The organism is Planctomyces sp. SH-PL14 (assembly GCF_001610835.1).
Taxonomy (GTDB): domain Bacteria; phylum Planctomycetota; class Planctomycetia; order Planctomycetales; family Planctomycetaceae; genus Planctomyces_A.
In genome coordinates, this window is sequence record NZ_CP011270.1 from 8,369,620 (window position 1) to 8,392,510 (window position 22,891).

17 protein-coding genes are annotated in these 22,891 nt (G+C 64.7%); 10 read left to right on the plus strand and 7 right to left on the minus strand.

Going from position 1 to position 22,891, the window contains the following annotated elements:
* Window positions 1–29 precede the first annotated feature (29 nt).
* Entirely contained in the window at window positions 30–821 is a 792-nt protein-coding gene (locus VT03_RS32275) for a biotin--[acetyl-CoA-carboxylase] ligase (RefSeq protein WP_075096814.1), read from the plus strand.
* 344 nt (window positions 822–1,165) lie between these two features.
* Here VT03_RS32275 and VT03_RS32280 read toward each other — a convergent pair whose 3' ends face one another.
* From VT03_RS32280 to VT03_RS32290, 3 genes are all read right to left on the minus strand, one after another.
* On the minus strand, window positions 1,166–3,445 hold the full coding sequence (locus VT03_RS32280) for a hypothetical protein (RefSeq protein ID WP_075096815.1): 2,280 nt from the start codon (window positions 3,443–3,445) through the stop codon (window positions 1,166–1,168).
* 345 nt (window positions 3,446–3,790) lie between these two features.
* Entirely contained in the window at window positions 3,791–4,915 is a 1,125-nt protein-coding gene (locus VT03_RS32285; RefSeq protein WP_075096816.1) for a CpaF family protein, read from the minus strand.
* Window positions 4,916–5,014: 99 nt separating this feature from the next.
* Complete coding sequence (locus VT03_RS32290; RefSeq protein ID WP_075096817.1) at window positions 5,015–6,151, minus strand: Gfo/Idh/MocA family protein; 1,137 nt, start codon at window positions 6,149–6,151, stop codon at window positions 5,015–5,017.
* Between the two features lie 713 nt (window positions 6,152–6,864).
* On the opposite strand from VT03_RS32290, the gene greA reads away from it, so the two are divergent.
* Window positions 6,865–7,350, plus strand: a complete 486-nt coding sequence (gene greA / locus VT03_RS32295; RefSeq protein ID WP_075096818.1) for a transcription elongation factor GreA — start codon at window positions 6,865–6,867, stop codon at window positions 7,348–7,350.
* A 273-nt stretch (window positions 7,351–7,623) separates the two neighbouring features.
* On the opposite strand, the gene VT03_RS34010 is transcribed toward greA, so the two are convergent.
* Complete coding sequence (locus VT03_RS34010; protein ID WP_156514936.1) at window positions 7,624–7,794, minus strand: hypothetical protein; 171 nt, start codon at window positions 7,792–7,794, stop codon at window positions 7,624–7,626.
* 683 nt (window positions 7,795–8,477) lie between these two features.
* Here VT03_RS34010 and VT03_RS32300 point away from each other — a divergent pair.
* The 7 genes from VT03_RS32300 to VT03_RS32330 all read left to right on the plus strand — a co-directional run bounded on the left by VT03_RS32300 (window position 8,478) and on the right by VT03_RS32330 (window position 15,574).
* Complete coding sequence (locus VT03_RS32300) at window positions 8,478–9,101, plus strand: hypothetical protein (protein ID WP_075096819.1); 624 nt, start codon at window positions 8,478–8,480, stop codon at window positions 9,099–9,101.
* A gap of 126 nt (window positions 9,102–9,227) precedes the next feature.
* Complete coding sequence (locus VT03_RS32305) at window positions 9,228–10,040, plus strand: TatD family hydrolase (RefSeq protein ID WP_410000428.1); 813 nt, start codon at window positions 9,228–9,230, stop codon at window positions 10,038–10,040.
* 461 nt (window positions 10,041–10,501) lie between these two features.
* Window positions 10,502–12,646 carry a prenyltransferase/squalene oxidase repeat-containing protein gene (locus VT03_RS32310; RefSeq protein ID WP_075096821.1) on the plus strand — a complete coding sequence of 715 codons (2,145 nt, stop codon included), beginning with the start codon at window positions 10,502–10,504 and terminating at the stop codon, window positions 12,644–12,646.
* Window positions 12,647–12,672: 26 nt separating this feature from the next.
* Window positions 12,673–13,416: an NTP transferase domain-containing protein gene (locus tag VT03_RS32315; RefSeq protein ID WP_075096822.1), complete on the plus strand. Its 744-nt coding sequence runs from the start codon at window positions 12,673–12,675 to the stop codon at window positions 13,414–13,416.
* A gap of 125 nt (window positions 13,417–13,541) precedes the next feature.
* Window positions 13,542–14,345, plus strand: coding sequence for a class I SAM-dependent methyltransferase (locus tag VT03_RS32320; RefSeq protein ID WP_197489145.1), 804 nt, complete (start codon window positions 13,542–13,544; stop codon window positions 14,343–14,345).
* 81 nt (window positions 14,346–14,426) lie between these two features.
* Entirely contained in the window at window positions 14,427–14,642 is a 216-nt protein-coding gene (locus tag VT03_RS32325) for a hypothetical protein (protein WP_075097407.1), read from the plus strand.
* Between the two features lie 74 nt (window positions 14,643–14,716).
* Complete coding sequence (locus tag VT03_RS32330) at window positions 14,717–15,574, plus strand: phytoene/squalene synthase family protein (protein WP_075096824.1); 858 nt, start codon at window positions 14,717–14,719, stop codon at window positions 15,572–15,574.
* 433 nt (window positions 15,575–16,007) lie between these two features.
* Here VT03_RS32330 and VT03_RS32335 read toward each other — a convergent pair whose 3' ends face one another.
* Together VT03_RS32335 and VT03_RS32340 are read right to left on the minus strand one after the other, a co-directional pair.
* Window positions 16,008–17,198, minus strand: a complete 1,191-nt coding sequence (locus VT03_RS32335; protein WP_231870563.1) for a M24 family metallopeptidase — start codon at window positions 17,196–17,198, stop codon at window positions 16,008–16,010.
* 148 nt (window positions 17,199–17,346) lie between these two features.
* Window positions 17,347–18,924 (minus strand): Hsp70 family protein, encoded by a 1,578-nt coding sequence (locus VT03_RS32340; protein WP_075096826.1) that lies wholly within the window; start codon window positions 18,922–18,924, stop codon window positions 17,347–17,349.
* A 364-nt stretch (window positions 18,925–19,288) separates the two neighbouring features.
* Here VT03_RS32340 and VT03_RS32345 point away from each other — a divergent pair, with 364 nt between their 5' ends.
* Window positions 19,289–20,641 (plus strand): replication-associated recombination protein A, encoded by a 1,353-nt coding sequence (locus tag VT03_RS32345; RefSeq protein WP_082846695.1) that lies wholly within the window; start codon window positions 19,289–19,291, stop codon window positions 20,639–20,641.
* Between the two features lie 220 nt (window positions 20,642–20,861).
* Here VT03_RS32345 and VT03_RS32350 read toward each other — a convergent pair whose 3' ends face one another.
* Window positions 20,862–22,817 carry a vWA domain-containing protein gene (locus VT03_RS32350; protein ID WP_075096827.1) on the minus strand — a complete coding sequence of 652 codons (1,956 nt, stop codon included), beginning with the start codon at window positions 22,815–22,817 and terminating at the stop codon, window positions 20,862–20,864.
* Window positions 22,818–22,891 lie beyond the last annotated feature (74 nt).

Consider the following 22,891-nt stretch of genomic DNA (forward strand, 5'->3'; position numbering starts at 1 on the left):
CCAAGTGCCGTCTTGATATCCCCGGTTGAATGTCCCTGTCCGGTCCCTTTCTCGACGCCGATCGCCTGCTCCGCGAGACCTTTCTCGCCGATGTCCGGCTCTTCGCGCAGCTCCCCTCGACGAACGACTACGCCCATGCGGCAGCCCGGGAAGGGGCCCGCACGCCGCTGCTCATCGTGGCGGACGAGCAGACGGCCGGACGCGGACGCGGCGCCAATCGGTGGATGACCGGGGCGGGGGCGCTGACCTTCTCGCTCCTGCTCGAGCCGCGGAAGCTGGGGATGCCGCTCGCCTCGTGGCCGATTCTGTCCCTCGCCTGCGGAGCGAGCGTGGCGCTGTCACTGGAGACGCTGCTCGGTCCGCGGGCGGATGTCCGGGTCAAGTGGCCCAACGACGTTTATCTCGAAGGGGCCAAGGTGTGCGGGATCCTGGTGGAGACGCCGAAGTCTTCGCCGGATTCGCTGATCATCGGGATTGGCATCAACGTCAATAACCTTCGAGAGGCTGCGCCGCCTGAAGTCCAGAAGCGGATGATTTCGCTGGCCGATGTGGCGGGACAGGAGTTGCCGCGGACCGATGTCCTCATTGAGGTCCTGCAGCAGTTGCGCAGGCAGTTCGACGCCGTGGCGGAAGTTCCGGGGGCGGTGATCGAGAGCTGCCGGGCGCGGTGTTTTCTGACGGGTCGGCTTCTCAGTGTCAGCGATGGTGTGCGAACCGTCAGCGGGACCTGTTTGGGTCTCGATGATGATGGAGCCCTCCGCGTGGCGACGGCGGCGGGGCAACAGCGGTGTGTAGCGGGTAGCGTCGAGCTCCTCGACTGACTTTGCGTCCTCGCCGGCAAAGCGTTGATAGCTCAAACCCAACGTGCGACGGCCGCTGGGGTCAAGGGGGCCACGCCCCCTTGACCCCAGCGGCACTTCTATGAGGAACCGTGGTAAGCAACGGGTATCCCCTTTGTGGAACCGGCCATGAGGACTCTCTCAAACCACACCGCTTGCTTTGCGGTCCCCGCGAGTTGGTGAAGGGGCATACGGCACGGTGTCCGCGCTTGGACACGCTCTCCTTCAGACAGCTCTCGACGAGACGGCCTCCGGCGGGCAAGGGGGATTCTCCCCCTTGCATCCCCTGACCAGGGTGCCCCTGGGCCCGGTTCTTACGCCAGTCGCTACACCAGCCCGCGCGTCTTCCGCAACGTCCACTCCAACGTCATCAGACCCGCAAACAACAACAACAACGGCCACCCATCCCACAAATTCTCCAACCGCTGCCGAGTCATCTCCGTCATCAGCCCCTGAGCCAACAACTGATCCACAAAATCACCAAACTTCTCCGGGACAATCGCCACCGTCCCCGTAATCGTGGCGATCTCGTTCGCCAGCTCCGGATTCGCCGCCGGATTGTCCAGCTCAATGTCCCGCGCATCGACAATGAACCGCGTCGTCGCCGTCAGACCAAGCGACTTCCCATCTTTCGAAGCCCGGACCGACACCCAGTAGTCCCCCGGCAAATCAGTCCCCGCAAACTCCCCCTGTCCCCCTTCCGCCGTCCTCTGCGGCGTCACCGTCTGCTTCGATCCATCCGGCCGAACGACTTCGACCTGATAGTCCGCATCCTTCACCGGAGCGAGGTTCTTGTCGCGCGACCCAAACACGATCGGCACCCGGCCCCCGGGGGAAAAATTCTTCGGATCAACCCGCACCCAGACCGCGGCCTCGGTATCAAACTCTTTGTGGGCCAGCCAGAGAAAAAGCTGCTGCCAGAACCGTTGGTGCAGGTCCCGGTGACCCCGCAGATACCACATCCAGGTCTCATTCACCGCCAGCGCCGCAACCCGCGACCGTCCGACGTCGCTGGCAATCAGCAGCGGATCCCCCTCGATAGACTGGGCCAGCGTTTCGGCCGCCCCGCTGCTCGGCGCCAGCCTCGTCGCCCCGGTCATTTTGGGAAGCATCCGCCACGCCCGCTCGTTGTTCTGCGGGTCGAGCATCATGAGGTAGTGATCGAGCCCCGTTCCGGTCGGGAGCATCTGGATCCGGCGGCTTAGGTGGTCGTCCGGCTGGGGCGGACGCGGGGCGTTGTCCGAGAGCCGGACCGGAAGGTAACGCGCAATGGCGCTTCGCCCGTAACCGCCGGCGCTGTAGTTCTGCAGCCCCCCCAGCATCAGGAGGCCTGAGCCCTCCTCGACCCGCTCGGCCAGGAGCTGCAGGAGATCGGTCCCGGACTGGCGGAAGACGGACGCCGGAATGTCGCCGATCACATAGACGTCGTACGCCCCCCGCTGAAAGAGTCGGCGGTCGATCTGCACGTTCTTCATCAGCTCGCCGCCGGGGATCACCTGGAGGTCGAGCTGGATCCGCGCCGTCTGGTTGAGCTTGCGGACGAACGCCTGCTCGGGGTTTGCGATGTCGAAGTAGGCGACCTTCAGCCCCCCCTTGCTGACGTTGACGATCGTCTCGACGCGGTTGTTCGTCTGGCGGATTTCCCCTTCGAGCGGGACCGCCTCCATCGCGATCTTGTACTCCCCCGTCTGCTGCGCCACGAACGACAGCGTCACCTCACGGCGGTCGACGTTCTTCGTCGTCGTGAACTCCTGCTGCGAGCGGGCCTCCGGGGTGATTGGGATGTCCTTCCACACGCCGGGAGCGTTCGCCCCCACTCCGGTCCGGTCCTCATACTGCAGTTTGACCAGCACCTTGCGGCCGGCCGCTCCGCTCATGACGAGCTGTGCCTTCATGGGAGTGGTCTTCCGCTCGAAGACCATCGAATCGGCCAGCGGCGTTTCCAGAGCGAGATCGAGGCCCGACGAGGAGAGCTCGGACGTCCCGAGGAGAACCGGGTGGATCGGAACGCCCCGCTGTTCGACGAACCGCCTCGCCGCCGCCCGTGGATCGACGTCGTTCTCCCCCATGGCCCGCTGGGCAAAGTCGCTCAGCAGGATGATCCCGCCCAGACGCTTACCGTTCTCTTCGGTCCGAAGTCCGTCGAGCACCTTGCCGATGGCCGTGTACTTCCCGTCGGCCACTTCGCCGAACGCTTCGACGCCGACGAACTCGGTGTCGAAATCGAAGTACCGGAACTCGACGTTCTTCCCCAGCTCCCCGAGCTTTTCCTGATTGTCCTTGAGCAGCTTGAGGAGGGTCTGCCGCCGCGTCGCCCCCGCCGCTCCGTCTGGCGTGTTCATGCTCCGGGACTTGTCCCCGAGGACGATCATCTGGGCGGGGTCGTCGTCCTTCTCCGTGAACTGGAGCGTCGGACGGAGCATGGCGAAGAGCAGCACCGCCCCCGCCAGAAGACGCAGGGTGAGCAGCAGACGGCGGCGTCCGGCCGGCAGATGGCGCAGCCGCGGCCGGTACGTCGTGAGGACCAAGGTGACCATCAGCACCCCGGTCAGCACAACCCAGGGCCACGGCCAGATCGGATTCAGCAGCAGTCGAACCGAATTCATTCCGCCTCGAGGTCATTCCGTCGCGGCACTTCTGATGGTCGTCGTGAATGCCGGTTCCGGATCCATGACTCTTGGATCATACGGGGAGGTCGCGGAAAACGTGAACCCGGCCTGTGAAGATTCAGCCGGTGCGTTCCATGGATGTTGGTCTGCTGGACGGATGACCGGTCGGGCAACCCACGCCGGGGTCCAGGGGCTCGCCCCTGGTGGGGGATGCAAGGGGGCAACGCCCTCTTGCCCGCCGGAGGCCTGGCCGTCGAGAACTGTCTGAAAGAGAACGTTTCCAAACGTGGAAAACGTGCCGGATGCCCCCCACATCAACCCGCAAGGATTGCAAAGCAGGCGTCAAGATGAAGGGGGCCCGAGCCAGACCGCCTGGGACAGCGGAGCGGAATTCTGCAGCCCCTGTTCCACCAGCTCCGAACCGAACGAAACCTGCTCACCCGTCGGCAGCAGGTCCGTCAGGAGCCGGCCATCGTTCGCCCGGCCCCGGATCTGGCTCACGAAGAGATCCCGGAACTGGTACGCCTCGTTCTTGTCCATCCCCATCTGCTCGGTGATCCGCGTCACCCGCCGCGAGCCGTCGGCCGTGAACCGCGTGAGTTGGACGACGAGGTGGATCGCCGAGGCGACCTGGGCCCGCGCGACGTAGACCGGCAGCTCGACATCCGACATCAGGCAGAGCGTCTCCAGCCGTACGAGGGCGTCCCGCGGCGTGCTGGCGTGGACCGTCGTCATGCTCCCGGAGTGCCCGCTGATCATCGACTGGACCATGTCGAGGGCCTCGCCGCCCCGGACTTCCCCGACGATGATCCGGTCAGGCCGCATCCGCAGTGAGGCGGTAAACAGCTGCCGGATCGTGACCCCCTTCCGCCCCTCGGAGTCGGCCTGCTGCGACTCCAGGTAGAGCGAATGTGGCTGGTTGAGGCGGAGCTCGGAGCTGTCCTCAATGACAACGATCCGTTCCTCTGCCGGGACGGCCGCCGAAAGGGCGTTGAGAAACGTCGTCTTCCCGGTGCCGGTTCCCCCGGCGATGAGAATGTTCTTGCGCAGCCGGACCGCGAGGGCGAGAAACTCCCGCGCGACGGGCGACAGGCTCCCCTGCGTCACGAAGTCGTCGAGCGTGTGGACGTCCCGCCGGAACTTCCGGATCGTCAGGTAGGTCCCGCGGCGGGCGCTCGGCGGAAGAACGGCATGGACGCGGGAGCCGTCCGGAAGCCGGGCGTCGAGGATCGGCCGCTCCGGGTCGATCTCCCGGCCGACGTACTGCGCGATGTTGTGGACGGCCGACTGGAGAACGTCCTCGCTGGCGAACCGGTCCTCAGTCTCGAACAGCCGCCCGCCGATCTCGACGTAGATTTCGTCCGGGCCGTTGACCATGATCTCGGTCACGCGCGGATCGTCGAGGTAGTTGCCGATCGGCGCGAGGAAGAAGCCGATGCTGGCCGAAAAGATCGATTCTCGATTCATGGTGAGCTGCCCGCCTTCAGCGGCCAACCCTCGCGCGATGAGCCGCCTTTTGCTGACGGCTCACCGCTGACGGCTGACAGATCCTTGCGTGAAACGCCCTCAGATCGACTTCCAGCTCCGATCCTTGCCGCTGGCGAGGACGGCGTCACAGATCTTCTGGGTTTCGAGGGCGTCGCGGAACGTCGGGCCGCACGGTTCGCCCTTCGCCGCTCCTTCGAGGAAGTCGCGGACGTGGTGCACGAAGCTGTGTTCGTAGCCGATCTGGAGCCCCGGCACCCACCACTTGTTCATGTACGGGTGCTCGCCGTCGGTGACGTGGATCGACCGCCAGCCGCGGAGTTTTCCCTCGTCCTTGTAGTCGAAGAATTCGAGGCGGTGCAGGTCGTGCAGGTCCCACTTGAGCGAACCATGCTCGCCGTTGATCTCGAACGTGTAGAGGGCCTTGTGGCCGCGGGCGTAGCGGGTCGACTCGAACAGGCCGAGCGAGCCGTTCTGGAAGTGGCACAGGAAGGCGCAGGCGTCGTCGATGCCGACCTTCTCCTTCTTGCCGGTCAGGTTGTGCATCCGCTCCTTGACGAAGGTTTCCGTCACGGCGGTGACGTCGCTCACCTTGCCGTTCAGCCAGACGGCGGTGTCGATGCAGTGGGCCAGGAGGTCGCCCGTCACGCCGGAGCCGGCCGCCTCGACGTCGAGCCGCCACAGGGCGTTCCCTCCCTGCGGGAGGTCTTCGGAGATGGTCCAGTCCTGGAGGAAGTTGGCCCGGTAGTGGAAGATCTTGCCCAGGCGGCCTTCGTCGATGAGTTGCTTGGCCATCGTGACGGCGGGGACGCGGCGGTAGTTGTACCAGACGGTGTTGACGACCTTGGCCTTCTCGACCGCCTGGCACATTTCTTCGCCTTCGGCGACGTTCATCGCCAGGGGCTTCTCGCACAGGATCATCTTGCCGTTGGCGGCACAGGCGAGGGCGATCTCCTTGTGGAGGTTGTTCGGGACGCAGATGTCGACGGCGTCGATGTCTTTGCGCTCGACGAGCTTTCGCCAGTCGGTCTCGATCGACTCGTAGCCCCACTGGTCGGCGAAGGCCTGAATCTTCTCTGCGCTGCGGGCACAAGCGGCCTTGAGGACCGGACGGAGCGGGAGGTCGAAGAAGTCGTTGACCCGCTTGTAGCCGTTGGTGTGGGCCCGGCCCATGAAGCCGTAGCCGATCATGCCGATGTTGAGCGCCTTGGGAGCCATGCGTGCGATCCTCGATGTGATACCAATGGAATGAAATCGGAGAATACCGAGGAACCCCGAACAACCCCAGCGTCCGGCAGCGGGGTGTTCGGTAAAGGTGGAGAGCCTTATTCCGTTGGCTCGAACCGCGTCCTTGCCGGTACGACTCGATAGCTCAAACCCAACGTTCTACGGCAGCCTGGGGTCAAGGGGTCTCGACCCCTTGCCGCCGGAGGCACTTCTATGAGGAACCGTGGTACACAACGGACGTCCCCTTTGGTGGACCAGTTATGAGGACTCCCTCAATCCACACGGCTGGCTTCGCAATTCCCGCGGGTTGGTGATGGGGCATACGGCACCTTGTCCGCGTTTGGATACTCACTCCTTCAGACATCTCTCGACGGCCAGGCCTCCGGCGGGCAAGGGGGCGTTGCCCCCTTGCATCCCCCACCAGGGTCCCCCTGGCCCCGGTTCGTTGGCCAGCGATTCTGGGTGACACATAGGACACCCGTCGGCCCGGCACGCTCCCCGAGCAAAAGACGCAAGATCCGCCGTCCCCTCTACCGTCCGCCTTCCGCCTCCCCACCATCCGCTGGACACCCACCAACAGCCGGGTATCATTAACGCCAACGACACGGAGAGCCCCCAGGCGCTCCGTGTTGATTTTTTTGTCATGTGCCGAGAGCTCCGAGCCGGTGTCGGGCCGACTCTCTCTTTCCCTCGGGAGGGCTGTCATGGAACGCCAACCAATCACTCGTGAAGGTTACGAGAAGCTGCGGGAAGAGATCCGGCGTCTGGAAGAGGAAGAGCTCCCGGCAATCTCCGAACGGATTGCCGACGCCCGCGCCGAAGGAGACCTCCGCGAGAACGCGGAGTACCACGGCCAGCGCGAAGAGCAGGGGCGGATGATGGCCCGCATCGGCCAGATGAAGTCCAAGCTGGCGTCGTGCTTCATCGTCGAAAAGTCAGAGATGCCGAAGGGGATCGTGACGTTCGGCTCGACCGTCACGGTCAAGAACTTCGCGTTCGACGAAGAAGAGACGTATGAGTTCGTCGGTCCCGGCGAAGAGGACTACGACGGCGACATCCTCAAAATCCTGACGACGAGCCCGATCGCCAAGGCTCTGATGGGCAAGAAGGAAGGGGACATGACCGAGGTCGCCCTGCCGCGCGGACTGACCAAGATGCAGGTGGTCCGTATCGTCGACCACGGCGAGTGAAGCGGTCCGGCCACTCTTGTCTCAGGGCGCGATCCCAAGCAACCGCATGGGCGGATTAAGCCGCGCGGACGTGGGCCGACTGCCGGGAATGTCGCTCGGCCCTGCACAGCGATTCGTGAGCGACATCGCACACTGTGCGCAGCATGCAACAGCGGGATACCCCAATGGGCACCAACCGAACCGGACGCGCCACCGGCCAGAGAAGCCTGACGAGGCCCACCAGGTGGGCGCCTCAGTCATCGGCCGGTATGAGGCTCAGGATCTGAGGAACGATCAGCCGTTCAGTTCACGCTCTTTCCGCTGCATTTCATCCAGCACAATCGGGTGCCAGCTGGCATCCCGCCGTCCGGCCGGCTGGTAGTTCCGCCGGGCCCAGGCCCGCAGCTTCATCTCTTCGACCGCGTCAATTTGAACGAACGTAACTTCCATCTGTTGGGGAAACATGGCGATCTCCTCAGACTTGCGGCTTGCTGCCGCTGGGACCCTGTGCTTCCGCGGGACTGAATCTTTCGTCTGGCCGCGAAACAGAGCCGTCACCGTGACCTTCGGCCACCTTCATCCCTGAGGGAAGGCATCTCGAATCTCACGCTTCCGCCAAGTTGTGCGACCTGGCCACGGAAGCGTGTCAGACTCCCCATTCTTGATTGGGATCGTGAACTGAACGTTGATTCCAAAAGAACGTCGATTGCGCCGAAACAAGTGTCACGAAGCAATCGGTCGCCATCAGGTGACGACAGCAGTTAGACTAGCGGGCCGATTTCGCTTTCTCAACAAAATGTCTAGTCTTTTGCCAAGTTTTCACCTGGCGCCGCACCCTCGCGGGCCCGGTTAAGCTGGGCGATTGAGGCTGGCTTTGACGAACGTGAGCAGTCCGATTCGCAGGAGCTTATGGTCAGTTGGACGTGGCATTCAGCGATCTTCTTGAATCAGCGATCGTCCATGCGAAGATCCCGCGTGAAACTGCCGCTGACTAAGGCTCGGACGCCGGGGTTGGCCAAGCCGCTCACCCCGAGGTCGGCAGGTTCGTCCCGGCTGGGGCGACCAATACCGTCGGCTACGGCCAACACTTCTCTGGGTAACTATATCGAACGATCCGGGTCACGACCGATTCGACGTCGGGGGAAACCATGGCTGATGCGATGTGGACAGACGTGGTGGCGACTCTCCGTGACAATGGTGTCCCGTTCGAGGCCGGACTGACGAACGAGGAGGTCGAGGTCGCCGAGGAGCGGTACAGGTTCCAGTTTCCACCAGACCTGCGGGCGTTCCTTCAGGCCGGATTGCCCAGCGCGAGAGATTTCCCTGACTGGCGCAAATGTGATGACGCCCTCCTGAGCGGTTGGCTGGACCTTCCCCGACGAGGCATCCTGTTCGACGTTGTGCACAACAACTTCTGGTTGGACGAGTGGGGGCTCCGGCCGCCGTCGGCGGAAGACGCTCAGCGGGTGGCGAATGAGAAGGTTGTCACCGCGCCGCGGCTTATCCCGATCTTCAAACACCGGATGATGCCGTCGGAGCCGTGCCTGGCGGGCAACCCGGTGTTCTCCGTCCACCAGACCGACATCATTTACTACGGAGTAGACCTGCGGGACTACCTGATCCACGAGTTCCTGGTGCGGGAGGATGTCGGCATCTGGCCGATCCCGGAGGACGTCCGCCAAGTACCGTTCTGGGACCTCCGCCTTTTCATGAAGGTACGGTGGTCGCGTGGGCCATGCGTTTTCGACAATGGCGAGGGTGTACTCCCATAGACAGCGAGGCTCACGCGAGGAGCGCGGAACTCAGTATCATCTGCATGCCCCAGCCGGTGCGAATTCCTTCGCATTGCCGCCGCGGCCGAACTCGTCAGTTATTGATGTGGAAGGAGATATGACATGATTCCCTTCATCGACCCGCACGTCCACATGGTTTCCCGGACGACCGACGACTACGAGCGGATGGTCCGCATGGGATGCGTGGCGGTGAGCGAGCCCGCATTCTGGGCCGGCTACGACCGCGGTTCCGCCGAGGGGTTCCGGGACTACTTCCAGCAGCTGACCGGCTTTGAGCAGAAGCGGGCTCACGCCTCGGGGATCCAGCACTTCAGCTGGCTCTGCATCAACGCCAAGGAAGCGGAGAACGTCTCGCTTGCGCGGGAAGTCATCTCCCTGATTCCCGAGTACATCGACCGGACGGGCGTTCTGGGGATTGGCGAGATCGGGCTCAACAAGAATACCCGCAATGAGTCGACCGTCTTCCGGGAGCACTTGGATCTGGCGGTGCGGCTCAATGAGATGATCCTGATTCACACGCCGCACCTGCAGGACAAATACAAGGGGACGCGGATGATCGTCGACATGCTTAAGGAGCGGACCGACCTTCCGCCGGAGCGGGTCTGCATTGATCACGTGGAAGAGCACACGGTCCGGCTGGCGCGGGAGAACGGATTCTGGTGCGGGATGACGCTGTACCCGACGACGAAGTGCACGCCGGCCCGGGCGGCAGACATTATCGAGCGGTATGGCGATGATCGGATCATGGTGAATTCGGCCGGCGACTGGGGGCCATCGAATCCGCTGGCGGTTCCGGACTTCATTCAGGAGATGCGTCGCCGCGGTCATTCGGAGGCGAAGATCCGCAAGATCGTTTACGAGAACCCGCTGACGTTCTTCCGTCAGTGCCGCCGGTTCCGTTCGCCCGAGCGAGCTTAGACCGCGTCCGTGCCGGCACAGTGCCTTAGCTCAAACCCAACGTGCGACGGCAGCCTAGGGTCAAGGGGGTCTCACCCCCTTGCCGCCGGAGGCACTTCTGTGAGGAACCGTGGTAAGCAACGGACGTCCCCTTTGTGGTACCGGCGTTGAGGACTCCCTCACACCTCACAGCTGGCTTTGCAATCCCGGCGGGTTGGTGAGGGGGCATACGACACGGCGTCCGCGCTTAGACACGCCCTCCTTCAGATATCTCTCGACGAGAGGGCCTCCGGCGGGCAAAGGGGCGTTGCCCCTCTGCACTCCCCACCAGGGGGCCCCCTGGACCCAGATGGGGGACACGCCTTGCCCCTGGCTTGCCGTCAATTTGATGTTCCCCCTAACATCCCACATCGGCCAGAGGGGTGCGCTGGCCAAACGATCCGTCGAGTTGTCTCCGCACCCGACAACACGGAACACCTGAAATGAGTTCAGGACTCAATCGGTTGGGAAGCCACGCACTCTTCTCCACTCCCGTCGAATCCGCTCCCCCGTCGGAGCACGCTGAAGAGATCCGGGACGCTCTCGACCGCACCGTCAACTGGATGTTCGATCGCCAGGCCGACGACGGCTACTGGTGCGGTGAGCTCGAAGGCGACACGATCCTCGAGTCCGAATACATCCTCCTGCTCGCCTTCCTCGGCCGCGGACAATCGGAAGTCGCTCTGAAAGCGGCGGAATACATCCGCCGGCAGCAGCTTCCTTGCGGTGGCTGGGCCATGTACCCCGGCGGCCCGCTCGAGATCAGCGGCTCCGTCAAGGCGTACTGGGCCCTCAAGATCACCGGACACGATCCCCAGGCCGATTACATGGTCCGGGCCCGCGAAGCGATCCGCGCGGCCGGCGGAGCCGAGAAGGTCAACAGCTTCACCCGCTACTACTTCGCCCTGCTCGGCATCATCGCCTACCGGCAGTGTCCCGCGGTTCCCCCCGAGGTGATCCTCCTCCCCAAGTGGGCCCCGTTCAATATCTATGAGATGTCCTCCTGGTCGCGGACCATTCTCATCCCGCTCAGCCTCCTGTGGGCCTACCAGCCCGCCGCATCGCTGCCGGAATCGCAGCAGATCCGCGAACTGTTCCTGACATCGCCGGAACAGCTTCCGGTCACGATGCCCCCGTCGGACCAGCTCGACGCGCTGAAGCGGCCCTCCCGCATCAACTGGCACGCTGTCTTCGCGGCTGTCGACCGAGGCTGGAAGGCGATGGAAGGGATGCACGTCAAGCCGCTCCGTCGCCGGGCCATCGCGAAGGCGTCGCGGTGGATGCTGGACCGTTTTGGCCAGAGCGACGGCCTCGGCGCGATCTTCCCGCCGATCATCTGGAGCATTGTCGCCCTCAAGTGCCTCGGCTACGCGGATGACGCCCCGGAGGTCCAGGCTGCCCACCGCGAGCTCGAGAAGCTGACGATTCACGAAGAAGAGACGGCTCGTCTGGAGCCGTGCCGGTCTCCGGTGTGGGACACGTGCATCAGCGTCATCGCCCTTCGCGAAGCGTGCGTTCCGGCCGATGACCCGCGGATCCGCCGCGCGGTGGACTGGCTCCTGTCGAAGGAAGTCCGCAGCAAGGGGGACTGGTCGGTCAAGATGCCCGACGTCGAGCCCGGAGGGTGGTACTTCGAGTTCAACAACGAGTTCTATCCCGACATCGACGACACCATCATGGTCACGATGGCGCTCGCCCGCTGCCTGCCGGGGGACCTGTACTCGACGTGGCAGGCCCAGTTCGTCCCGACCACGAAGGTCGGAACACCCGACGGATTCTCGACCATTGTCTGCGGCAAGACCGCCCGCGGCGCGCGGGCCTGCTCGGACCTCGAGCGGATGCGGCCGATGATCGCCGCCATGACCCGCGCGGTGAAGTGGATCGAAGGGATGCAGTGCCGCGATGGCGGCTGGGCGGCGTTCGACCGGGACAACGATCGAGAACTCCTGACCCGCGTCCCGTTCGCCGACCATAACGCGATGATCGACCCGCCGACCGCCGACATCACGGCCCGGGTCCTGGAGATGTATGGCCGGCTCGGCTTCTCGCTCGAATCGCCGCACCTCGCACGGGCTCTCGAATTCGTGTGGAGCGAGCAGGAAAAGGATTTCGCGTGGTACGGCCGCTGGGGGGTGAACTACCTCTACGGCACCTGGCAGTGCCTCGTCGGCCTTCACGAGATCGGCGTTCCCGAGAGCGACTCCCGGATCCGCGCTGCGGCGGACTGGCTCAAGGCGAAGCAGCAGGCCAACGGCGGCTGGGGGGAGACCGCCCGCAGCTACGACGAGCCGCACCTCCGCGGGGAAGGGCCGACGACCGCTTCCCAGACCGCCTGGGCCCTGATGGGCCTGATGGCGGCGGGTGAAGTGGAGTCCGACGCGATTCGGCGCGGCGTCCGCTACCTCCTGAACGCCCAGGAAGAAGACGGCGGCTGGAATGAGCCCGAGTTCACTGGAACCGGCTTCCCGCGCGTTTTCTATCTCCGCTATCACCTCTACCGGATCTACTTCCCGCTCATGGCGCTGGGCCGATACGCCCGCCTCACGGGAATCCTCACGGAAGGCCAGATCGCCCGCGCGATCGCCTGAACGTCTATCGCCAAGGGATCACCACGATGTCCGCCCCAGTCGCCATCATCCTGGCCGCCGGCAAGAGCAAACGCATGATGTCGGAGACCCCCAAGGTCCTGCATCAGGCGTGCGGCAAAACGCTCGTCGACCATGTTTTGGACGCGGCCCGGGAAGCCGGCGCGAAGCGAGCGGTGATTGTCGTCGGACATAAGGCCGAGGTCGTCGAGGCGGCGTTGCGGCATCATCCGGACGTCGAGTTCGCGCTCCAGGCCGAACAGAAGGGGACGGGCCACGCCGTCATGATGGCCCGCGAGCAGCTCAAGGATCACCACGGTCCGGTCCTCGTTCTGACCGGCGATACGCCGCTGCTCCGCGGCCGGTCCCTGGCGGGGTTGCTTGATGACCTGCGGACGAACAAAGCGGCCTGCGTTGTCGGGACGGCCAAGACGGAGAACAACTTCGGGCTCGGCCGGATCGTCCGCGACACCGACGGGAACTTCCTGCGGATCGTCGAGCAGCGGGACGCTTCGCCCGAGGAGCAGGCGATCACCGAGATCAATACCGGCTGCTTCGCCTACGACTGCGACGCACTGTTCGGAGCGCTCGATGAGATCCGCCCGAACAACAGCCAGGGGGAGCTGTACCTGACCGACTGCGCGGAAATCCTCCGCCGCAAGGGGCACACCGTGCTCGCTTCCAACCGCCTCGACATTACCGAGGCTCTCGGCGTGAACACGCAGGAGCAATTGGCCGAGGTCGAGGGAGTCATGAAGTCCCGCTCGGCCTGATCCGCGGCCCTGCGCGATACCGCTGCGAAGCTGTGGCGGCGCCATCTTTGTGGCGGCCGATTGTGTTCGAGAGAAGCGGAATCGGTAGACTCCGGGGAATGGACCGTGGTTCCCGGAGATTGCTGATGCGTCGCGTGACCTCGCTGATGTGGCTGGCCCTTCTGCTCCTGGGCCTCGTCGTTTCCCCCTCTCTCCCGGCTCAGGAGACGCCGCCGGCGAATGAAGGGAACGGACGCTATGAGGTGCGGGACATCCACGATCCGAACGGCATCGGGAAGTTCTACATGGGCCGGGAGATCGCCTATGTCATGGGGGCCCAGGCCATCGGCTGGCTGGAGCGTCCGGAGCGGGAGCGGGAAGAGCAGCTCAGGAAGCTCGTCAAAGCCCTCGATCTCAAGCCGGGAATGGTCGTCGCGGACGTCGGCGCCGGCTCGGGGGTCATCACGATGATGATGGCTCCCAAAGTCGAGCCGGAGGGAAAAGTCCTGGCGCTCGACATCCAGCAGCCGATGCTCGATGCCCTGGCGGTGAAGTGCAAGCGGGCACGGGTCGACAACGTGGAGCTGATCCTGACGACCAATCGCTCGGTCAAGCTGAAGCCCGAGACCGTCGATCTCGCGATCATGGTCGACGTCTACCACGAGCTTGAGTTCCCCTACGAGATGCTGCGGGAGCTGAGCGCCGCCATCAAGCCGGGGGGCCGGATCGCCTTCATCGAGTTCCGCAAGGAGGACCCGCGAGTCCTGATCAAGGAAGTCCACAAGATGTCCGAAGAGCAGGTCAGGAAGGAGGCCCTGCTGCCGGAGATGAATCTGAAATTCCTTAAGAACGATGATCGTCTTCCCCAGCAGCATCTCCTGTTCTTCGAGAAGGTCCGGCCGGGAGAGAAGGCCGCCGCGCCGGCCCCGTCGACCGATCCCAAACCTTGATTGCACGACGCCGGTGCGGGGGATATGCTCGCGCCCATCTTTTCCCCTGATTTTCAGTCGATTCTCTTGCCGGAGGGCCTGATGGCCGATCCCGCTCCGTCCGCGCAGCAGGCCGATATCCAGCGCCGCTACCGCGAGTTCCTCGACCTGCTCCCGCTCACGCTGAGCCTCGCCGGCCTTCCGCCCAGCGAGAAGGGGGCGTACTTCACCGAGGAGCAGATCGAGACGCGGCTCTTCGCCGTGCGGCACGCCTGGAAAGCCTCCCGCGCCTTCGTCCGCGAGATCGTCACCAAGTAGCTTTTCTTGGGCGCGGGGCAGGACCGTCCCGCGTATTGTCCTCCGCGCCGGAGGACGGATCGGAAAGGTGCCTCATGGCGGTGACCCTTGCCGAATCGTACGGGCATTGTCGTCGCGTCGCGCGCAAGACGGGCAAGAACTTCTATTACTCCTTTCTGACCCTCCCCCGGCCGCTCGCCGATGACATGTGCGTCCTGTATGCCTTCCTGCGGCATACGGACGATCTGGGGGATGATCCCGCCGTTCCGCTCCCGGAGCGGCGGCGGAGCCTGGATGCGTGGCGGGCAGAGGTGGCCGACGCTCTCGCGGGCCGGCCGACGCAGCATCCCGTCTTTCCCGCGCTGCGGGAGATTGTCGCCCGGCATGGCCTGACGCCGCGGCATCTGGAAGACGTGATCGACGGCGTCGAGTCGGACCTCGTTGCTCATACGTTTCAGACCTTTGTTGACCTGGAGAAGTACACCTATCAGGTCGCCGGCGCCGTGGGACTCTGCTGTATCCAGATCTGGGGATACACGTCGCCGGACGCTCTCTTGCGGGCTGTCGACTGCGGGACCGCGTTTCAGCTCACGAACATTCTTCGCGACCTGCAGGAGGATGCTCTGGCTGGCCGGATCTATCTGCCGACGGACGACCTGGCCCGATTCGGCTATTCCGCCGATGATCTGAGAGCTGGTGTTCGGGATGAGCGGTTCCGGCGGCTGATGCGGTTTGAGACGGAGCGGGCGCGGCACTTCTACGCGAAGGCGGACGAGCTGATCCCGATGCTCAGCCGCGAGGGGCGGCGGATCCTGGGGGCGATGATCCGTATCTATCGCGGTCTGCTTGACGAGATTGAGCGTCGCGACTTCGATGTCTTCAGCCGCCGCGTGTCGCTTTCGCGGTTCCACAAGCTTCGTATCGCGATTTCGAGTTGCCTCTCCCGCGACTGAGTTTCGAAGGTCTTGCTCCCACATCGGCGGCCCAAGAACCGGGGTCCAGGGGTTGGCCCCTGGTGGGGAGTGCAGAGGGGCAACGCCCCTTTGCCCGCCGGAGGCCTGGCCCGTCGAGGACTATGGCAAGAAGTACGCGCCCAATCGCGGACAACGTGTCGCATGCCCCCTCACCAACCCGCAGGGATTGCAAAGCCAGCGTTATTGGGTGAGGGAGTCCTCAACGCTGGTACCACAAAGCGGTCGCCCGTTGTGTGCCATGGTTCCTCACCGAAGCGCCTCCGGCGGCAAGGGGTGACGCCCTTGACCCCAGGCTGCCGTGGCACGTTGGGTTTGAGCAAGCAAAGCTGTGCCGGCAAAAACGCGGTTCGAGCCAACGGGGCAGCCATGCCACCCCCCGCGCACAACACACTCTGTGGCTCCACAGTCTGAATCAGGACCTCAGCAGCGGACAGATCTCCGTCTGCGGCGTCCCGCCCGTCACATGAACCTTCCGGCTGCCGTCAATGTACACGTTGACCTCGCTCCGGAAGCCGCAGTCGTCGTAGTACAGGCCAGGCTCGATCGAGAAACAGGTCCGCGGAAGCAGCAGGCGGTCCTCGCGGGTCTCCAGGTTGTCGATGTTCGCACTGTTCCCGTGAACCTCCTGCCCGATCCCGTGCCCCGTCCGGTGGACAAAGTGCTCCGCCACACCGTGCTTCTCCATCACGCCGCGGCACGCGTCGTCCACCTCCCAGCCCCGCACGTCCCGCTCCTCCGCAAAGGCGCTCTGGACATAGCCGATCGCGGCGTCACGGGCCTGCGTCACGATTGAGAAGAGCTTGGCGTAACGCTCCGGGACCTCCGCGCCGGCGTACGCCATGCGGGTCAGGTCACTGTAGACCGAGCGGGGCTGGTCCAGCTTGGCCCACAGGTCGATCAGGACCAGGTCCCCTTCGCGGATCGTCGTGTCGTCCCCGGTCCCCGTCTCGTAGTGCGGCATCCCGGCATGGGCGTTTCGGGCCACGATCGGCGGGGAGTAGGTCGTCATCGTGTGGTGGCGGAAGTGGTCCAGGATCACCTGCTGGACCTGCCGCTCCGTCACGCTCGCTTTGTTCCGCAGCCGGTCCGCGATGAAGCCCCACGCCTTGCCATAGGCGGAGTCGGTCACCTTCGCCGCCTCGAAGTGCATCCGCTCCTGCTCGGCGTCCCACACCGCTTCGAAGAGCTGGACGAGGTCCCCGGACGAGACGATCTCCGGCCCCAGAGAGCGGACAAGCTCCACCGTACCGGCGTCGACGCGGGAGACGTAGGGGCTCGAGGCGAGGGGCGAATACTCCATCGCCACCCGCTTGGCCCCCTTCACGCAGGCGTCGATGGCGCGGTGCAGTTCCCCCCAGCGGAGGTAGACCGTCTTGTCGCCGGGCAGGAAGTCGAGGACCGAATCCTCGATCCGGTGGACGATCTTCCGCGGCTTCCCGTCGGCCGGGATCCAGTAGAGGAAACGGCGCGACGTATGGACGTTGTCCGAGAGGCGGAGGACCCGCCGCGCCAGGACGTTGCTCGCACGGAAGTCATACAGGAGCCATCCGTCGAAGCCGAACTGCCGAATGGCGGCCTGCACGGCCCGGAGATCCAGCATCATGCCCTCCCGACTGGAGAACGAATCGTGGCGACCGCCATCGTGGACGACATTCCCGATTCCCTCAAGCCTCAATCGGCCGGGCGGGAAACAAAAAGGCCCCCGGAGGATGTCCGGAGGCCTTTTGCGGGCTCCTGGCAATCGTTGACCGTTATTCCACGACGTACTCGTGAGCGAGGAGTTCGAAGGAGTCGACGTTCTCGGAGGAGAGGCCCGAGTCGCGGACGATCTCGATCTGCGCCTCGGTGTTCCCCTTCAGCTCGCGGGCGTGAGCGCTGATCCGGCCGTTCTTGTCGTACTCGTAGGAGATCTCGACCGGCGAGCCGGCCGGAAGGTTCGGCGGGAGGCCGACGATCCGGAAGTCGCCGATCGTGGTGCAGGCGTCCGGATCGCTCGCGTCCCCTTCCAGCACGCAGACGTGGACCCGCTGCTGGTTGGGAGCGTTCGTCACGAACCGGCTCGTCACCTTGTGCGGGACGGCGGTGTTCCGGGGGATCATGATGTGGTTGATCTTCCGGCTCCGGTCGGACGGGTCGGTGATCTTCACACCCAGCGAGTGGGAGTTGACGTCCACGGCGTTGACGGAGCGGAGCCGGTCGAGGACCGCCTTCCCCATCTTGGATTCCGCGCCGCTGATGCGGGCCTCGAGGATCGCGGCGTGGATGCACGCCCCCTGGGCAACCGCCTCTTCGGGAGTCACTTCGCGGGAGGGCTTGCGGCCCGTGAGCTCGACGAGCATCTTCTCGACGGCGGGCATGTAGGTCGAACCGCCGACGAGGACGATCTCATCGAGCTGGCCGAATCCGACGCCCGCCTGCTGCATGACGAGCTCGGTCGTGTCCCGGGTCCGCTGCAGGAGGTCCGCGGTGAGCTTCTCGAACTCGTTCCGCGTCAGGTTGAGCGTGAGGCTCTTCCCCTGGTAGTAGTGGTTGATCTGGACCGTGGTCTTTTCGCTCAGGACACGCTTGGCGCTCTCGCACTCCTGCGTCATGGCCATCATCGACTCGGGATCTTCCCGCGGGTCGAGGGCATGCTTGCGGTGGAACTGCTCGGCGATGTGGTCGACGACGCGGCGGCTCCAGTCGAGGCCGCCGAGCATCACGTCCCCGTCGGTCGCCAGGACGCGGAACTGCGTCGGCGTGTAGCGGACGACGGTCACGTCGAACGTCCCTCCCCCCAGGTCATAGACCATGATGGTCTTTTCCTTGGAGGCGAGGTCGCGGCGGCCAAGCTCACCCTTCTGCCAGGCGTAGGCCAGGGTGGCGGCGGTCGGCTCGTTGATGATGTCGATGACGTTGAATCCGGCGATCTTGCCGGCGTCCTGCGTCGCCTTGCGGCGGACGTCGTTGAAGTAGTAGGGGACGGTGACGACGGCGTTCACCACCGGTCCCATCTTGGTCTCGGCGTCCTGCTTCAGCTTCTTGATGATCAGGGCCGAGATGAATTCCGGCGTGAGCTTCTTCCCCTGATAGACGACGAAGAAGTCCTTGTTCCCCATCTGCCGCTTGATGGCTTCGACGATGTTCTTGGGGTTCTCGATCGACATCCGCTCCGGCGAGGGGCCGACGATGACCTTTCCGTCTTCCCCCAGGAGCACGACCGACGGCGTGATGGTCCGGCCGTCCGAGTTGGGGATGGCGACCGGGTTTCCCGCATTATCGAGCTGAGCGATCGTGGAGTAGGTCGTTCCGAGGTCGATGCCGACCGTCTGTCCCGGCAAAATTTTCATGCGGAGGGATCTCGAATGCGGAAATATGAACGAGTGATGAAGGCGGGCGCAGAGACGCAGCGCCGACCGCTTGGCTGATGTGGCTGGGCGATTCTGACACGGCGTTCTACGGGAATCAAGGACTGGAAACCGGTGGAAGTTCCGTCAAATCCCGGCACTTTGTGAGCGTGCGGGCCCGAGCGGTGCCACAGGTTCCAGGGGAGAGGGGGCCGCCGATCCGTCTCTCCGCGCGGCGGACGCGCGCGGTCGTTAAGATCGCCGCCGGTCCGGAACGGATCGGCCGACCGGAGATCCGCGTCCCCTGCCCTCCTTTGCCGTTCTCCCCACCCGACGCCGCCCCGCCGCGCGTTCCCAGGTCGCTCCCATGCCTCGACGAGAACTTCCCGGCCTCTTCGGTTCCCCCGAGGAGGAGCCGATCTCTCCCCGGTCCGAAGCGTCCGGTCTGACTGGCCCCGCCGCGTCCCCCGCTCCACTCGCGTCGGCCCCCCTGGCGGAACGGATGCGGCCGCGGACGCTCGATGAAGTCGTCGGACAGCAACACCTTGTCGGACCCGGCCGGATGATCCGCCGGCTCCTGGAGTCCTCCGGCGTCGTCCCGTCGCTCCTTTTCTGGGGGCCGCCCGGGACCGGGAAGACGACGCTGGCGCGGCTTTTCGCCAGCCATGCCAGGGCCCGGTTCGTCGCTCACTCCGCCGTCCTGTCGGGGGTCAAGGAGCTTCGGGAGGCGATCGCCGAGGCCCGAACCGCCCGCCGGTCGGGGCTGCGGACCGTCCTCTTCGTCGACGAGATCCACCGGTTCAACAAGTCGCAGCAGGACGCCCTCCTGCCGGCGGTCGAGGACGGGACGGTCTCCCTCATCGGGGCGACCACCGAAAACCCCTCGTTTGAAGTCAACGCGGCGCTCCTCTCCCGCTGCCGGGTCGTCACTCTTCAGCCGCTCGAGGAACAGGACCTCGTGGCCCTTATCGGCCGGGCGCTGGACGACGAGGAGCGCGGACTGGCGGCCCTCCGTCCCGTCATCAGCGACGAGAACCGGCAGCGGCTGGCGCGGGTCGCGGCGGGGGATGCCCGGGCCGCGCTCACGGCCCTCGACTCGGCCGTCCAGTCGGTCGAACCGGATTCGTCGGGAGAGCGGGCCGTTGCCTGGGAGGCTCTGTCCGAGGCGCTCGGGCGGGCGAGATTCAGCTACGACAAGGGGGGCGAGGACCACTACAACCTCGTCTCGGCCCTCATCAAGTCGCTCCGGAACAGCGACGCCGACGCGGGGCTCTACTGGCTGGCCCGGCTGATCGGAGGGGGAGCGGATCCGATGTTCATTGCCCGCCGCCTCTGCATCCTCGCCTCGGAGGACGTCGGCCTCGCCGATCCGCAGGCGATCGTGCAGGCGTCGGCCGCCGCCCAGATCGTGCACCTCATCGGCTTTCCCGAAGGGCTCTATCCGCTGGCCCAGGCCACGGTCTATCTGGCCCGGGCTCCCAAGTCGAACCTGCTCAAGAACGGCTACTTCGCCGCCGCGGCCGATGCGGAGTCGACCGCCCGCGAGCCGGTGCCGCTTCACCTCCGGAACGCGGTGACGCCGCTGATGAAGTCGGTCGGCTACGGCGAGGGATACCGCTATGTCCACGATGACCCGGCCGCCCGCGAGGAGATGGAGTGCCTCCCCGAGTCCTTGCGAGGCCGTCGCTACCTGCCACCAAACAACTCCGAGCTGGCGTAGCGACAAGGCGGGCCAGCTGCCCCTCACCGGTCATATCTGTGTTCATCTGCGTTCATCCGTGGCTCAATTCAATGCGTTTCAGCCACAGATAAACACGGATGGACACAGATGAGGAGGAGTGCGGCGAGAGGCCCTCGCGGTTGGTCCCCGGGAAAGAAAAAAGACCTCTGCCGCGAAGGGCAGAGGTCTCGTGAGCTTCATCGGCGGACAGAACGAACGACTAAAGTTTCGGCTTCTCGCGGGGCTTTGGCGCCGGGCCGCGGGGCTGGTTCCGCATCTGCCGAGCTTCTTCTTCGGCCAGGAGCAGACGCGGGACGTCCTCGTCGCGGACAGGACCGTTCATCCCGCCCGGCAGGTCGACGTGGTATTCCTCCCACGACCAGCCGAAGTCGTCCGCCAGCTCGCGGGTCGCGATGGCGGCCCACGGCGTTCCGGCGTGCATATCGACGACCCGCTTGAGATACGTCCGGGCCTTCTCGGCCATTTTCTTTACGTCCGGACCGGTCTCGATGTTGGCGGAGGGGACGATCCGCCACATGTTGCTGTCCTTCTTCTCATACGTCTTCGGCGTCGTCTTCATGTTCGCCAGCATGAGCTGATACCCCTTGCTGCGGGCATACATGGCGAAGACCCGTCCGGCGGCGAGATCGAACGAAGCCTGCCACCGCGGCTCCTTGAGCGTCGCGCGGTGCTTCTCGATGTCTTCCATCTTCTTCTTGAGAGGCTCGAGCTCGGCGTTCACGATCGCCATCGGCTTCTGGGCTTCCGTGCACTCGTTCCGGATCAGGTTGTCCGTGTATCCCCGGAAGGTCATCTGCGGCTCGGGGATGTAGAACGGACGGCCCCCGCGGCCGAGCGTCGCTTCCGCGAGCGCCACGAGCCCCGCCTTGGCCGGGCTGGCCTGAACATCGGCGGTGATCTTGTCGATCGGCCGGTAGTCCGGGGTGTAGTTCCGCATGATGAGACGATCGAACGGCTGTCCCTTGGCATCATCCATGATCAGGTAAATGCCCGAGGTCTCCGCACAGAGCCGGGTGAGGGCGTACGGTCCGAAGCTCGAAGAGACCCGGTCAAACAGGCGGTTGCCGCTCCACATCGGGAGCTGGACCAGTTCCGGATAGTAGGTCTCGGGACCCTGGTCGACGGGGAGCGATTCCCGTTCTCCGTCCTCGTAGGTGTACTCGACGTAGCCCTTCTCCTGGCCGAAGACCGCGGCGGTCCCGACGCAGTTGACTCGGAACTGGGACTTCTTGGCTTCCGAGATGGCGAGCTCGAGGCGGCCCATCCCGGCGTTGGGATTGTCTTTCACCCCGGCGTCATCACCCCGCTCGTCGGTGATGATGATGACCATCTTGTTGTACTTGCCCTTCCCCTTGCCGAAGTTCTTGTACTTGCGGACCCCTTCGAGGACGGCGGTGAAAACGTTTTCGTTCCCAGAGACATCGTTGGGGATCTTCTTCACGGAGGTGACGAGTTCGCTGACGTCCGTCACCGGCTCATCGGTCAGGAAGGCGAACTTGTCGCCGTAGGTCATGACGGCGGTGTAAAGGATCCCTTCCTTGGACTGCTTGGCGAGCTGCTCGTAGACGATCTCGAAACGGTCCGCGACCGCCGCCCGCTTCTTCTCGAGCGAGAGCGAAGCGTCGAACATCCACAGGACGAGGGTCGGCCGCTCCTTGCAGGACTGGGCGATCTCGAAGCTCAGGCGGTCCATGACCCCCGGCGTTCCCCCCTTGGCGTCGTCGACCGTTCCCTTGGAAGCGACGGCGACAAGGCTCGTGGCGACTTCGCCCGTGGGAGCGACCAGGATGTCCGAGACGTTGAGCTGCAGGTTGACCGGCTGGGCATCGAAGCCGCCGGACATCTCGCTGGCGACCTTCGACTTCATGGCGGCATTGCCGGAGACCATCGCGGCCATCCCTTCGGTGCCGCCTCCGCCGCCGGCCCCCATCTGAGAGGCGTCGCCACCGCGCTGCCCCTGGATGTCAGCGATGTTGATGAGGGAATAGTCCTCGTCGACCGCCCCCTCTTCCGTATCGACGTTGCTGTCGATGATCGTCTCACTCACCGTGGCCGGCTTGTAGAGAACGATGAAGTGCAGCGCGCCGAGAGCCGTCAGGTTGATGACGAGACTCATCAGCCACGCCGGTGCATCACGCAGGAGGGTGCGATTCATGGTCGACCTAGCCCCGATCCGGAACTTCCACCGCCCGAATGCCCAAAGAGCCCAAGCGGTGAACGCGGTGTCAT